Origin of the sequence: Actinoplanes sp. NPDC026623 (assembly GCF_040638275.1) — a bacterium.
In the GTDB taxonomy this organism is placed as follows: domain Bacteria; phylum Actinomycetota; class Actinomycetes; order Mycobacteriales; family Micromonosporaceae; genus Actinoplanes.
On the sequence record NZ_JBEZXZ010000071.1, the window covers coordinates 1 to 13,061 of the forward strand.

General features: G+C 73.2%; 15 protein-coding genes. 5 read left to right on the forward strand and 10 right to left on the reverse strand.

Annotated elements, in window-relative coordinates:
* Positions 1 to 181: 181 nt before the first annotated feature.
* Together AB0F10_RS21565 and AB0F10_RS21570 are read right to left on the reverse strand one after the other, a co-directional pair.
* A complete protein-coding gene (locus tag AB0F10_RS21565; protein ID WP_360627674.1) occupies positions 182 to 1,309 on the reverse strand; it encodes an aminotransferase class I/II-fold pyridoxal phosphate-dependent enzyme in 1,128 nt (375 codons plus the stop codon).
* Positions 1,306 to 1,851: a GNAT family N-acetyltransferase gene (locus AB0F10_RS21570; RefSeq protein WP_360627677.1), complete on the reverse strand. Its 546-nt coding sequence runs from the start codon at positions 1,849 to 1,851 to the stop codon at positions 1,306 to 1,308. Before AB0F10_RS21570 ends, AB0F10_RS21565 begins: the two co-directional genes overlap by 4 nt.
* An 85-nt stretch (positions 1,852 to 1,936) precedes the next feature.
* Here AB0F10_RS21570 and AB0F10_RS21575 point away from each other — a divergent pair, with 85 nt between their 5' ends.
* Positions 1,937 to 2,761 carry an RNA methyltransferase gene (locus AB0F10_RS21575; RefSeq protein ID WP_360627680.1) on the forward strand — a complete coding sequence of 275 codons (825 nt, stop codon included), beginning with the start codon at positions 1,937 to 1,939 and terminating at the stop codon, positions 2,759 to 2,761.
* Here the strand turns inward: AB0F10_RS21575 and AB0F10_RS21580 are convergent.
* The 4 genes from AB0F10_RS21580 to AB0F10_RS21595 form a co-directional block, all read right to left on the reverse strand.
* Positions 2,746 to 3,336, reverse strand: a complete 591-nt coding sequence (locus AB0F10_RS21580; protein WP_360627683.1) for a dihydrofolate reductase family protein — start codon at positions 3,334 to 3,336, stop codon at positions 2,746 to 2,748. The genes AB0F10_RS21575 and AB0F10_RS21580 overlap by 16 nt on opposite strands.
* A 60-nt stretch (positions 3,337 to 3,396) precedes the next feature.
* The gene (locus AB0F10_RS21585) at positions 3,397 to 4,065 is read right to left on the reverse strand and encodes a hypothetical protein (RefSeq protein WP_360627686.1); all 669 of its coding nucleotides are present in this window, start codon (positions 4,063 to 4,065) and stop codon (positions 3,397 to 3,399) included.
* Positions 4,066 to 4,275: 210 nt separating this feature from the next.
* Positions 4,276 to 5,391, reverse strand: coding sequence for an SPFH domain-containing protein (locus AB0F10_RS21590; RefSeq protein WP_360627689.1), 1,116 nt, complete (start codon positions 5,389 to 5,391; stop codon positions 4,276 to 4,278).
* A 39-nt stretch (positions 5,392 to 5,430) separates the two neighbouring features.
* A complete protein-coding gene (locus tag AB0F10_RS21595; RefSeq protein ID WP_360627692.1) occupies positions 5,431 to 5,880 on the reverse strand; it encodes an NfeD family protein in 450 nt (149 codons plus the stop codon).
* 149 nt (positions 5,881 to 6,029) lie between these two features.
* Here AB0F10_RS21595 and AB0F10_RS21600 point away from each other — a divergent pair, with 149 nt between their 5' ends.
* Positions 6,030 to 7,343, forward strand: a complete 1,314-nt coding sequence (locus tag AB0F10_RS21600; protein WP_360627695.1) for a serine hydrolase domain-containing protein — start codon at positions 6,030 to 6,032, stop codon at positions 7,341 to 7,343.
* On the opposite strand, the gene AB0F10_RS21605 is transcribed toward AB0F10_RS21600, so the two are convergent.
* On the reverse strand, positions 7,315 to 8,076 hold the full coding sequence (locus tag AB0F10_RS21605; RefSeq protein ID WP_360627698.1) for an isocitrate lyase/phosphoenolpyruvate mutase family protein: 762 nt from the start codon (positions 8,074 to 8,076) through the stop codon (positions 7,315 to 7,317). The genes AB0F10_RS21600 and AB0F10_RS21605 overlap by 29 nt on opposite strands.
* Positions 8,077 to 8,151: 75 nt before the next feature.
* Here AB0F10_RS21605 and AB0F10_RS21610 point away from each other — a divergent pair, with 75 nt between their 5' ends.
* On the forward strand, positions 8,152 to 9,102 hold the full coding sequence (locus AB0F10_RS21610; RefSeq protein ID WP_360627701.1) for an ArsR family transcriptional regulator: 951 nt from the start codon (positions 8,152 to 8,154) through the stop codon (positions 9,100 to 9,102).
* On the opposite strand, the gene AB0F10_RS21615 is transcribed toward AB0F10_RS21610, so the two are convergent.
* Positions 9,086 to 9,886 (reverse strand): DUF3097 domain-containing protein, encoded by an 801-nt coding sequence (locus AB0F10_RS21615; RefSeq protein WP_360627780.1) that lies wholly within the window; start codon positions 9,884 to 9,886, stop codon positions 9,086 to 9,088. The two genes, AB0F10_RS21610 and AB0F10_RS21615, sit on opposite strands and share 17 nt — an antisense overlap.
* Positions 9,887 to 9,975: 89 nt before the next feature.
* Here AB0F10_RS21615 and AB0F10_RS21620 point away from each other — a divergent pair, with 89 nt between their 5' ends.
* Together AB0F10_RS21620 and AB0F10_RS21625 are read left to right on the forward strand one after the other, a co-directional pair.
* Positions 9,976 to 10,758, forward strand: coding sequence for a hypothetical protein (locus tag AB0F10_RS21620; protein ID WP_360627704.1), 783 nt, complete (start codon positions 9,976 to 9,978; stop codon positions 10,756 to 10,758).
* A complete protein-coding gene (locus AB0F10_RS21625; protein ID WP_360627707.1) occupies positions 10,751 to 11,254 on the forward strand; it encodes an NUDIX domain-containing protein in 504 nt (167 codons plus the stop codon). Before AB0F10_RS21620 ends, AB0F10_RS21625 begins: the two co-directional genes overlap by 8 nt.
* 31 nt (positions 11,255 to 11,285) lie before the next feature.
* Here AB0F10_RS21625 and AB0F10_RS21630 read toward each other — a convergent pair whose 3' ends face one another.
* Together AB0F10_RS21630 and AB0F10_RS21635 are read right to left on the reverse strand one after the other, a co-directional pair.
* Positions 11,286 to 12,473 (reverse strand): methyl-accepting chemotaxis protein, encoded by a 1,188-nt coding sequence (locus tag AB0F10_RS21630; protein WP_360627710.1) that lies wholly within the window; start codon positions 12,471 to 12,473, stop codon positions 11,286 to 11,288.
* Between the two features lie 88 nt (positions 12,474 to 12,561).
* Positions 12,562 to 13,056, reverse strand: a complete 495-nt coding sequence (locus tag AB0F10_RS21635; RefSeq protein ID WP_360627713.1) for an NUDIX domain-containing protein — start codon at positions 13,054 to 13,056, stop codon at positions 12,562 to 12,564.
* Positions 13,057 to 13,061 lie beyond the last annotated feature (5 nt).

Here is a 13,061-nt window from a genome sequence, read left to right on the forward strand (position 1 = left end):
CGGCCGCCGTGTCCGCGGCGCCGGCCGCGGCCGCGTCCGGCGCGGAGCGCCGCAGGCGGATGGCCCGCAGCAGCGCCAGCAGTTGAGGATCGGTTCCGGATCCGGACGACACCTGCACACCCCCGACCGCAGAACAACGCGAACCGTACAACCGTACTGCCGTAGGCCCGGCCGCCGTCGACTACCCGCTGGCGGCCGCCATCCGCACGGTCGCCTCGTCGAGTATCTCCGCGCTGGTGGCGAAGTTCAGCCGGACGTAACCGGCTCCGGCCGCACCGAAGCGGGTGCCCGGCTCGACCGCGACCCGCCCCTTCGCCAGGAACAGCTCCTGCGGCTCGTCGTCCCCGCCCAGCGCCCGGCAGTCCAGCCAGGCCAGGAACGTCGCCTCCGGCCGGCGCCAGCGCAGGCTCGGCAGCCGGGTGCTCAGCAGGTGGCCCAGCTGGGCCCGGCGGGCGTCCAGCTCCGAGAGCAGCCCGGCCAGCCAGGCGTCGCCGTCGGTGAACGCGGCCACCGTCGCCAGGACGCCGAAGTGGCCGGTGCGCCAGCGGATGTCCGGCGGGAAGCCGCCGACCAAAGCGGCCATCGCCGGGCCGCCCGTCACGATCGCCGCACACTTGAGGCCCGCCAGGTTGAAGCCCTTGCTGGCCGACAGCAGGCTCACCGCCACCTCGCCCGCGCCGGCGATGCTCAGCAGCGGGGTGAACTCGGCTCCCGGCAGCACCAGCGGCGCGTGGATCTCGTCGCTGACGATGGTCACGCCGTACAGCCGGGCCAGCCGGACCAGGGCGGTGAGTTCGTCGCGGGTGTGTACGCGGCCGACGGGGTTGTGCGGGTTGCAGAGCACGTAGACCGCCGGGTGGGCGGCGAAGGCCCGCTCCAGCGCGGGCAGGTCGAGGCGGAACTCGTCGGTCAGCGGCACCTCGAGCAGCCGGTTGCCCGACTCGGGCGCCCACTGGAAGAACGGCGGGTAGACCGGCGGGCTGATCACCACCGTGTCGGCCGGGCGGGTGAGCATCCGCAGCAGCTCGACCACGCCGACGCCGACGTCGGGGACCGCGGTGACCGCGCCCGGGTCCAGCTCCCAGCCCCAGTGCCGGGCGGCGAAGCCCGAAAGCGCCACGCCGAGGTCCGGGCCGGCCATCGGGTAGCCGGTGTCCGAGGCGTCCACCGCCGCGTGGAGCACGGCCGCGATCGGCGGGGCGAGCGGATAGTCCATCTCGGCCACGAAGAGCGGCAGCACGTCGCCGGGGTAGGTGCGCCACTTCGCGCTGCGGCGCCCCCGGAGGGTCGCCAGCGGATCGACGATCACCGGCCGGCCCGCGGCGCGGGGATCCGGTAGACCACGCAGTGCCGCAGCGGGCCGTCGACGGTCGGGTCCTCGAAGTCGTCGGCCGGGTCGTAGCTCATGCCGAGGCGGTGCATGACCGCGCGGCTGCGGTCGTTGCCGACCGCCGTGATGGCCAGGACCTCAGCGAGCCCCAGCACGTCGAAGCCGTAGTCGAGGCAGGCGTGGCCGGCCTCGGTCGCGTATCCGTGGCTCCAGGCCGAGCGGGCCAGCCGCCAGCCGATCTCGACGCCGCGGAACGGCATGCCCTCCTCGACCGGGTCGAGCCCCGCGAAGCCGATGAACTCGCCGGTCGCGGCCACCTCGACGGCCCACCAGCCCCAGCCGCGCCCGGCAAGCTCGGCGCGGAAGAACTCGACGGAGGCGGCGCTCTGCTCGTAGTTCAGCACCCCCGGGAAGTACTCACGGACCATCGGATCGGCGTTCATCGCCGCCCACGGCATGACGTCGGAGTCCCTCCACTGTCGCAGCAGCAGGCGCTCGGTCTTCAGCTCAGTGGTCGTCATCGCGTCCCAACTCGTAGCAGGCAACGGCCGCCGATAAAAGGTACCGGCATCCGGCAAGCCTCCGGCCGGTGGGCAGAATGCCCCTGTGCCAGCAATCAGCATCACCGAACCCGACGACCCGCGGATCGCCGACTACCGCGCGCTGACCGATCTCGAGCTGCGGACCAGGTGGGAGCCGCCGAACGGGCTCTTCATCGCCGAGGGCGAGCTGGTCATCCACCGCGCCCTGCGCGCGGGATACCGGCTGCGCTCGGCGCTCATCGACGAGAAGCGGGCCGACCAGCTCACCGGCCTGCCCGCCGACGCGCCGCTGTACACCGCGACGCCGCAGGTCCTGGAGTCGATCACCGGGTTCCACGTGCACCGGGGCATCCTCGCCTCGTTCCACCGGAACACGCTTCCGACGCTCGACAAGCTCCTGGCCGAGGCCCGGCGGCTGGTCGTCCTCGAGGGCCTGAACACGCACACGAACCTCGGCGCCCTCTTCCGGAGCGCGGCCGCGCTCGGCATCGACGCCATCGTGCTCTCCCCCACCTGCGCGGACCCGCTCTACCGTCGCGCGGTGCGGGTCAGCATGGGCGAGGTCTTCGCCATCCCCTACGCCAAGACGGAGGACTGGCCGGGGGCCCTGGCCGCCATCCGCGCCGCCGGCTTCACCCTGCTCGCGATGACCCCGGCGCCGGACGCCGTCGCCCTGCAGGAACTCACCGCCGCACAACGCGAACGGCCCGCGTTGCTGCTCGGCGCCGAGGGGCCGGGCCTCACCCGCGAGGCGTTGCGGGCCAGCGACTGTTCCGTGGCCATCCCGATGCACAACAACGTCGACTCCCTCAACGTCGCCACCGCGGCCGCCATCGCCTTCTGGGAACTCTCCCGCACCGAGACCCCGGGGGCTCAGTCGATCCGGTAGGTCAGGTGGGTGGCGGTGCCGGAGGCGCGCACGTGGATCTGGCGCAGCGTGCGCGGGGCGGTGCCGGGCTCGAACAGCGGCGTGCCCCCGCCGAGCAGCACCGGCGACAGGTGCAGCCGCAACTCGTCGAGCACGCCGGCCTCGAGGGCGCCCCGGATGACCGCGGCGCCGCCCATCACCACCACGTCGCGGTCGCCGGCCATCACGGTGGCCGTCTCGACGGCGCTGCGCACGCCGTCCACCACGAAGGTCACGCGGTCGGCGAGGCGGACCTCGTGCGGCGGCCGGCGGGTCACCACCAGCACCGGCGGGCGCGCGGCCAGGCCCGCCCCGTAGCCGACCTCGTCGTTCCAGCCGAGCGGACCGTCCACGATGTCGAAGAGGCGGCGGCCCATCACGACCGCACCGGTGGCGTCGGTGGCCGACGTGAGCACCTCCCGGTCGACCGGGTCGGGGCTGAAGGCCCAGGTGTGCAGCCCCTCGCCGCCGTGGCCGAGGCCGTGCTCGAGGTCCGGGTCCGGCCCGGTCACGAACCCGTCGAGGGACACCGAGATGTCGGCGACCACCTTCGTCATCTGGACCTCCCGGCGCTCTAACCCCTACGGGGCGAGCATGCCATCCTGATGCGACGGAAGTCAGGCCGGCGGGATCAGTCGCGAACCGGTCCAGGCCAGGCCCATGCCGGCGGCGAGCAGCAGCAGGGCGCCGACGGTCGGCAGCGGGCGGACCGCGTACGAGCCGGCGCCGATCGACACGGCCGCGAGCATCAGCAGGACGCCGTCGGCCGGATTGACCAGCTTGGAGCGGAACACCGCCCAGCCGAGCAGCAGCCAGCCGACGCCGGCGACCGCCGCGGCCACCAGCGACGCGGCGTGTGCCTGGCCGGCGGTGAGCCCGGTGCCGGCCGGCCCGACGCCGTCGGGCAGCGCGGCCAGCGGCAGCATCAGCATGAAGCCGGCCAGCCCGACGAGCAGGCCCGCGAGCGCCGTCCGGCGGGTGCGGGAGCCCGCAAGCAGCCCGGCCAGGCCGATCATCGCGACGGTGCAGAGCCAGCCCGCGACGATCTCGACCAGCAGCGGTCCGGGCGGGGCCGGCACGCCGAGCGTGGTCCAGCCGTACAGGATGGCGCCGACCGGCAGCGCCCAGAGCGAGATCCGGGCGTACCGGCGCACGGACCAGATCCAGACGGCCTCGCGGACCGGCAGCAGGTGCTCCGCGGCGCCGGTCGCACCAGCACCGCCCACCCAGGCCGGCGCCACGCGCAGCGGGCGGCCGCTGGCCGTCTGATGCTGACCGATGCTCATTTCATCGCCTCCGCCGACGTTCCGGCGACGGCGCCCGTCGGGCGCAGAGTTGCTGATTCGCTCGCAGGCTGACTCATGCGTTCCGCCTCGTCTGGCTAATGCCAAGCGGCCGTGGACACCGGTCGGAATCCTCGGTCAGCATGGCAAAACCCCGCGCAGTGCGCGGGGTTTTGCGGCATTAGCTCCGATCTTGCACCTCCGCGGGGGAGGTCAGGCGCGCTCGGGTTCCCCAGTGGGGTGATAGTCGGCGCTGCCGAGCGCCGCCGCCGGCGGTACCGGCTCCCCCGCGGGCAGGCCCGCGGGTGCCCGGTCGCCGCTGACCTGCGCCTCGGCGGCACGCACCTGGGCGTCGACGGCGGCGGCCTCGCGGGCCGCGGCCTCGGCGGCCTCGGCGGCCTCCCGCTCGACGGCGCCGGCGTCGACCGTGGACGACGGCAGGTCGCCGACCATGTTGGTCAGTCCGCCGAGCGCCCCGCCGACGCCCTCGAGGGCCTTGGTGAGCTCGGTCGGGATGATCCAGACCTTGTTGGCCGAGCCGTTGGCGATCTGCGGCAGGGCCTGGAGGTATTGGTAGGCCAGCACCTTCTGGCTGGGGTTGGCCTCGTGGATCGCGTTGAAGACGGTCCGGATGGCCTTGGCCTGACCCTCGGCGGTGAGGATGCGGGCCTGGCGGTCACCGTCGGCGCGCAGCACCGCGGACTGCTTGTCGCCCTCGGCGGTGAGGATCTGGGACTGCTTGACACCCTCGGCGGTGAGGATCGCCGCGCGGCGGTCCCGCTCGGCGCGCATCTGCTTCTCCATGGAGTCGCGGATGCTCGGCGGCGGCTCGATCGCCTTGATCTCGACCCGGGTGACCTTGACTCCCCATCGGCCGGTGGTCTCGTCGAGCACGCCGGACAGGTGCCGGTTGATCTCCTCGCGGCTGGTGAGCGCGCGCTCCAGGTCGAGCGAGCCGATGACGTTACGCAGGGTGGTGACGGTCAGCTGCTCGATGGCCTGCAGGAAGTTCGCGATCTCGTACGTGGCGCGTACCGGGTCGACGACCTTGAAGTAGAGCACCGTGTCGATCGAGACCACGAGGTTGTCGGAGGTGATGACGGGCTGCGGCGGGAAGCTGACCACGTTCTCGCGCATGTCCACCTTGGTGCGGACGGTGTCGACGAACGGCACCAGCAGGTTGAGCCCCGGCGACAGCGTGCGCTTGTACTTGCCCAGGCGCTCCACGACGTCGTGCCGCTGCTGCGGGACAATCCGGACGGATCGGAGCAAGGTGATCACCGCGAAGAGCGCGATCACGAAGACGAGCACACCGATAACTACTTCCATGGCGTCTCTTCTCTTTCTGTTATGTACGTGACGGGTGTTTCAGAGATTCGGTAGATCGTCGCGCCACACCATCGCGGTGGCGCCCCTGACCTTGACGACCCGGACCCGATCGCCCGGCGCATAGGTTTCCACACCGTCGAAGGAGCGCGCCGTCCAGAGCTCGCCGTCGATCTTCACGAGGCCGTGGTCGGCTGTCACTTCCTCGAGCACGGTCGCCTGGGACCCCTCGATCGCCTCGATCCCGAACGGCGTGTCGCCCGTCTCGGCCGCGGACTGCTGGTGCCGCATGATGATCGGCCGCACCGCGAAGACGGAGAGGCCGGACACCAGGGCGAAGACGATCGTCTGCAGCAGCAGCGGGGCGCCCAGGGCCGCCACGCCGGCCGCCGCGAGGGCACCGACGGCGAAGAAAATGATCAGAAAGGTCGCCGTGAAGGCCTCCGCTATCGCGAGGGCGACGGCGAGCACTACCCAGAGGACGCTATCCACCCCCTGATCGTGACACGTCCGCGCTCGCGGGGCGACGCCGTGTCGTCGCTGGTTGGCGCGTAGCCAGATCGGTACCGTTCAGTTAGACCTGGAGGCGACTGGATCATGGCGTCGCCGGGTATCGCCCAGCACCCGAGAAAGGCTCACCCGTGTCCCTGCTGCCGGAGACCGGCCGACGCGTCACCGAGATCGCCGCCCGCGCGCAGTCCGCGGGTTGCGCGCCGTCTCTGGCGCTGGCGGTCGTCCGCGACCGCTCGCTGCTGCATTTCACCGGCGCCGGTGAGACCCCGCCGCCGGATCCGAAGACCCAGTACCGGATCGGCTCCATCACCAAGACGCTGACCGCGACCATGATCATGCAGCTGCGCGACGAGGGCTTTCTCGCCCTCGACGACCAGCTCAGCAGGCATCTCCCGGGCATACCGGTCGGCGGCCTCACGCTGCGGCAGCTGCTCGGGCACGTCTCCGGGCTGCAACGCGAGCCGGACGGGCCCTGGTGGGAGCGCAACACCGGCGGCGACGTGGACAAGCTCCTGGCCGAGCTGGCGTTCGACAAGATCGCCGCGCCTCCGTACCGGACCTACCACTACTCGAACCTGGCGTACGGGCTGCTGGGTGCGGTGCTGCAGCGGGTGACCGGCGAGTCCTGGGCGCAGCTGGTCGGCAAGCGGGTGCTGGACCCGCTGGGCATGAAGCGGACCACCTACTCCCCCGTCGAGCCGTACGCCCGCGGCTACGTGGTGCACTCGCTCGACGGCAGCCTGCACGAGGAGCCCCGGCTGGACGCGGGCGCGATGGCCCCCGCCGGGCAGCTCTGGTCGACGGTCACCGACATGGCGAAGTGGGCGGCCTTCCTGGCCGACCCGGCGCCGGCCATTCTGAGCCGCGCGACCGTCGACGAGATGTGCACGCCGGTGGCGATCCAGGACGATGCCTGGACCGCCGGGCACGGCCTCGGCCCCGAGCTGATGCGCGTCGGCGAGCGGATCTACGTCGGGCACGGCGGCTCGATGCCCGGATACGTCGCACATATCGCGGTGCACCGGCCGAGCCGCACCGGCGTGGTCGCCTTCGCGAACTCGTACGGGCTGCGCGGCACCAGCATCCGGGCGGCCGCCCTGGAGGCGCTCACCGCCGTCCTCGACGCCGAGCCGGTCCCGCCGCGGCAGTGGCTGCCGGCGCCCGCACCGCAGGGCGAGGCCGCCGAGCTGTGCGGGCGCTGGTGGTGGATGGGCGGCGAGTTCGAGGTGCGCGGCGACGGCGCCGACCTGGTGATGAGCCCGGTCGGCCTCACCGGCCGGATGCCCTGGCGCTTCGTCCGCGAGTCGCGGGACCGGTGGCGCGGCGTGTCGGGCACCAACGCCGGCGAGGTGCTGGCGGTGTCGCGCGGCCCGGGCGGCGAGGTCGCGCAGCTCGACATCGCCACGTTCGTCTTCAGCCGCGACCCGATGCACCTCGCGTGAACAGGGCGTTCAGCTCGCCGTAGCCGTCCGCGCCGGCGAGCTCGCCGTAGCCGCCGGCGCCCAGCGCGGTCTCCGCGGCGCGGCGCACCAGCCCGTACGCGGCCTCGGCGACCGCCGCGCCGAGGCTGATCCGGGCCACGCCGAGCTTGGCCAGCTCCGGGATCGTGGGCGCGCCGGGGCCGGCCATGACGTTGACGGGCGCGGCGATCCGCTCCACCAGCGCGGCGACGGTCGCGGGGTCCGTCACGCCGGGCACGAAGATGCCGTCGGCGCCGGCCGCGAGGTAGGCGGCGGCCCGCTCGAGGGTCTCGTCCAGCCCGCCCGCCCCGGCCAGGAAGGTGTCGATCCGGGCGTTGATGAAAAGATCCGGCCCGGCCGCGCGGGCCTCGGCGACGCGGCCGGGCTGCGCGGTGGCGCCGTCCTCGATGTTGACGCCGACGGCGCCCGCCGCCCGGATCCGCCGGACGGTACCGGCGACGTCGCCGTAGCCCTTCTCGATGTCGGCGGTGATCGGCACGGACACGACGCGGGCGATCCGCTCGACGAGTGCGACCGCGTCGTCGAGGTCGACGGCGTCGCCGTCCGGATAGCCCAGGCCCCACGCGACCCCGGCGCTGGTGGTGGCGATCGCGGCGGCGCCGGCGTTCTCGACGATGCGGGCGCCGCCGGCGTCCCAGACGTTGACCAGTACGAGCGGGTTGCCGGGGACGTGCAGGTCACGGAAATCGGTCATGCGTCCAGTGTCGGCGGTCGGCGGGCGCCGCGATAATGATTCAGTTCCAGCTAAAACGTCGGGGGTGGAACCGCGGTGGTCGCGATCGGACTGTCGGCCGGTGCCGTGGCGCGCATCCGGTTCGCCGTCTCCTGCCTGTGGGAGGTCGCCGCCGCCGTACGCGTGCTGCGCGACCCGGGCAGCCACGCCGTGCACCTGCCCTGGGCGCGCCGGGTGTCCGTGCCGGCCGGCACCCTGCTCTGGGACCTCGTGCCGCCCGAGCCCGGCTACCTGCCGGACTTCCTCACGCCCCCGCCGCCGGGGCTGACCCCCGACCTGGACGGCGAGCTGGCCCGGCTCACCGCGACGCCGCCGCCGGTCGTCCGGCACCAGCTCGACCTGTACGGCCGCGACACCCCGCGACTGGCCGAGCTGCGTGCCGACCCCACGGCCGGGCTGGTCCGCCTCGCCGCCGAGGTCACCGGCTTCTGGCGCGACGCGCTGGCCCCGCACTGGCCCCGGATCCAGCTGCTGCTCGACGCCGAGGTCTTCGCCCGGGCCCGCAGCCTCGCCGAGGACGGCGCCGCCGGGCTGCTCAACGACCTGCACGAGAAGGTCCGCTGGGAGGGCGACACGCTGCGGGTCAGCAAGCGCTACTGCACCGCGGACGACGTGCCCGACGGCGCCGGGCTGGTGCTGGTGCCCTCGGTGTTCGTCTGGCCGTCGGTGCTCAGCATCGTGGCCGGCCCGATGCCGCAGCTCGCCTACCCGGCGCGCGGCGTGGCCACCCTCTGGGAACGCCGCAGCGCGGACACCCGGGCGCTCGGCGCGGTGCTCGGCCGCGGGCGTACCCGGCTGCTCGTGGAGCTGAGCGCGCCCGCCTCGACCACCGAGCTGGCCCGGCGTACCGCAATGACCGCCGGCGGGGTCTCCCAGCAGCTCACCGCCCTGCGCGCGGCCGGCCTGGTCGTGGCGCACCGGGACGGGCGCCGGGTGCTCAACGTGCGCACGGCGCTCGCGGAGGCGCTGCTCAGCTCGGCTCGGTGACGAAGTCGATGAGCCGCTCCATCGCGTTGATCAACGGCGTCTCGACGTCCTTGTAGCTGTTGACGCCACTGAGGACGCGGCGCCACATCTCGTACGGCTCGGCGACGCCGACCGCGCGGCAGACGCCCTCCTTCCACGGCTGACCGGGCGGGATCACCGGCCACGCCGCGAGGCCGACCCGCTCCGGCTTCACCGCCTGCCACACGTCCACGTACGGGTGCCCGGTCACCAGCACGAACGGGTCCTTGACCGCGGCGACGATCCGGCTCTCCTTGGAGCCCGGCACCAGGTGGTCGACAAGCACGCCGACGCGCCGCCCGCGGGCCGGCTGGAACTCACGGAGTGCGCCGGCCAGGTCGTCGATGCCGTCCAGCGGCTCCACGACGACGCCCTCGATGCGCAGGTCGTCGCCCCAGATCCGCTCGACCAGGGCCGCGTCGTGCACACCCTCGACCCAGATGCGGCTGGCCTTGGCGACCTGTGCGGGTACGCCGGCGACCGCGGTCGACCCGGACGCGGTCCGCTGCCGCGCCGGCGCCTGCCGGGCGACCGGCCGGCGCAGGGTGACCACCTGGCCGTCCAGCAGGAACGCGGCCGGCTCCAGCGGGAAGTTGCGGCGCCTGCCGTGCCGGTCCTCCAGCACCACCGCGCCCAGTTCGAAGCCGACGACCGCGCCGCAGAAGCCCGAATCGACGTCCTCGACCACCAGTTCGCGCTCGGCGTCCACCTCGGGCACCACCTTGCGGCGCCGCCAGTCACCGGCCATCACGTCCTCGCCATACATGACGGGCACGTTAACTCCTCGGCACGGACACGCCGGTTCCGACGCTCCGGCCGAGACAAGCTCGGCAGGCGGCACGTACCCTTGCTCGCATGTCCCCCGCAGCAGATGCGGCGACGCTCACGGCACGCCGGTCGACCCGGTTCGTGACGTGGGTACGCGCCTGGCGGGCCGGCCTCGTCCCGTTCGACGAGCTGGCCGACGAGATCGCCGGCGACGAGGAGCACCTCGTCGCCGATGCACCCGGCACCTGGACCGACGTGCCGCTGGTGCAGGCGCTGCCCGCGTTCGCCAAGCTGCATCCCGACGACATCCGGCTGGTCCTGCCCGCGCCCGGCGACCCGCGCGGCCTGCCCGGCCCCGGCGAGCTGACCGGCGCGGCGCTGCTGGCCGGCGAGGCGATGATCACCCCGTTGTTCGGGATCGTGCCCGAGCTGCGCCGGCACACGTCCGGATCGGGCGTGGAGTTCGAGACCGTGCTGTGGCGCTTCTATCCGGTGCCGGAGTTCCGGCCGGGCTTCCAGATGGGCGCCGCCGAGGCGGAGGCCGAGCTGACCGTCGCGCTGTCCGAGGCGACCAACCAGCTGACCCGCCTGGACGTGGCGCACTGGCGCCCCGAGCTGGCCGGCGCGCTGCAGGCGCTGCGCCGCCCGGAGAGCACCGCGACGCTTCCGCCGGGCTTCGACCCGCGCTCGCGGCGGCTCTTCGCCCGGGCCAGCGTTCTCGATCAGGTTCTGGTGCTGGCCGAGCACAGCGCGCCCGGCGGCGCCGTCAACGGCTACGAGGCGCAGCAGCGCGATGCGGCGCTGCGCCCGCTGACAACGGCCTGCCGTCAGGCCCTGGTCGCGGCGTGCAACGCCCCTCTGCATGCCTGACAGATATTTGCACTGCACATTCTGCGGTGCGCGCTTCGCGCCGGGGCAGCCGTGGCCGCGGCGCTGCGGCGCCTGCGGCGAGACGAGCTATCTGAACCCCAAGCCGGTCGCGGTGGCGGTCCAGCCGGTCGGCGGCGGCCTGCTGGTGGTGCGCCGGGGCATCCCGCCGGCCGAGAAGACCCTCGCCCTGCCGGGCGGCTTCGTCGACGTCGGCGAGACGTGGCAACAGGCGGCTGCGCGCGAGCTGGGCGAGGAGACCGGCCTCGCCGCGGATCCGTCCGCGGCGCAGCTGTACGACGCGATCAGCGCACCCGACGGCACGCTGCTCGTCTTCGGGCTGTTCCCGGCGTTGTCCTCGGCCGACGAGCTGCCGCCCGTCGTGGCGAACGCGGAGACCCTCGAGCGGCTGGTCCTGCACGGTCCCGAGCCGCTGGGCTTCGAGCTGCACACCCGGGTGGCGAACCGTTACTTCGCCCAGGTGGCCGCCGGCATGTAGGCGGGGCGTCCGCCTACAGGCCGGCCGCAGTTCAGGAGTGGAAGACCGCCGCGAGGCCGTGCAGCCGGGCCGCGGTGCCGGTGAGGTCGTCGACCGCCCGGTGGGTGTCCTCCGCCGCGCCGCGCACCTCGTCGGCGGCCGAGCTGACGGCGCCGATCGCCTGGCTGATCTGCTCGGCGCCGGCGCTGACCATGCCCGCGCCGTCGACCATCGTGCCGGTGGTCGCGGTCTGTTCCTCGACCGCCGCGGCGATGGTCACCTGGTGTGCGGCGATCTGGCCGATGATGGAGGAGAAGCCGCTGACCGCGTCGACGGTCTCGCTGGTGTCGTGCTGGATGCCCTCGATCCGGCGGGCGATCTCCTCGGTCGCCGCCGCGGTCGCCTGGGCCAGCTCCTTCACCTCGCCGGCCACGATGGCGAAGCCGCGGCCGGCGTCGCCGGCCCGGGCCGCCTCGATGGTCGCGTTGAGCGCCAGCAGGTTGGTCTGCGCGGCGATCGCGTTGATGGTGCGCAGCACCTCGTTGATCTCCTGGCTGGAGTCCTGCAGCCGGGTCACGTTGCCGGTCGCCCGGGAGACGCCGGTCACCGCGTCGTCGGTCATCCGGGAGACGTCCGTGGTGTTCGTGCTGATCTCGGTGATCGCGTGCCGCATCTGCTGGGTGCCCTCGGCGATGGCGCCGACCTCCTCGCTGGTGCGGGCCGCCGAACGGGCGACCGTCTCCAGCTCGACGGCGGTGGCGTCCGCGGCCGCGGTCATCGTGCCGCTGGCCCGCTGCAGGCTGCCGGCCGAGTGGGTGACCTCCTCGACGGCGCGGCGGATGCCGGCCACGGTCTCCTGGAAGCGGCCCATCATCGAGTTGAAGGCCTCGGCCATCTGCCCGAGCTCGTCCTTGCCGACGACGATCATGCGCGGGCTGAGGTTGCCCGCGGCCGCCTTCTTGATCACGGCGACGTTCAGGCGGAGCACCCTGACGATGCTGAACCAGACCGACATCTGCAGGATCACCCCGATCGGCGCCACGATCAGCGGCGTCCAGAGCGCGATCGAGGCGAGCCGCTCGAGATCGGCACGGCCGTCGCTGCCGGCGGGCAGTCCCTCGGCTACCGAGCCGGCCACCGACCAGGTGAGCAGGCCGAGGCCGAGGCCGACACCGACGAAGCAGAGCAGGGCAAGGCTGGTCCGGGCCTTCAGCGGCAACCGGTCGAGCAGCGCGAACATGGGTCCTCCTGAGGAATCACCTGAGGAGATCGGCCCCCGTCACCCCGAGTTGAGGGACTCGTGCACGGGTTTTCCGCCGCAGGTCGGCTCAATCAAGAGCAAATGTGCCATTTGCCTCGAATGCGGCCACGTCTGCCAGGCCCCGGGTCACCAGGCGGCCCGTACCCTCCGGCAGGTCGTCCGGGGCGAACCAGCCGGCGTCGACGCTCTCGTCGGTCACCCGGAGCACGTCGCCCGAGTACGAGTCGACCCGGCACACCAGGGCGATGTATTGATAGACGTGCCCGTAGGTGTTCGGATACCAGTCCTTGGCCCGGGTGTAGAGCCCGAACGGCGTGACCGCGTGCGCGATCAGGCCGCACTCCTCCCGCACCTCGCGGGCGGCGCAGTCGCGCAGGGTCTCGCCGAGCTCCATCGTGCCGCCGGGCAGCGCCCAGGTGCGGTCGTCGGAGCGCTGGATCAGCAGGATCCGGCCGGCGCCGTCGCGCACCAGGCAGTGCGCGCCCACCGAGATCAGCACCCGGTCGTCGCCGGCGAGCTTGCGCAGCCCGCCGATGTATGACTCGTCCCAGCTCAGTCCCACGGTCG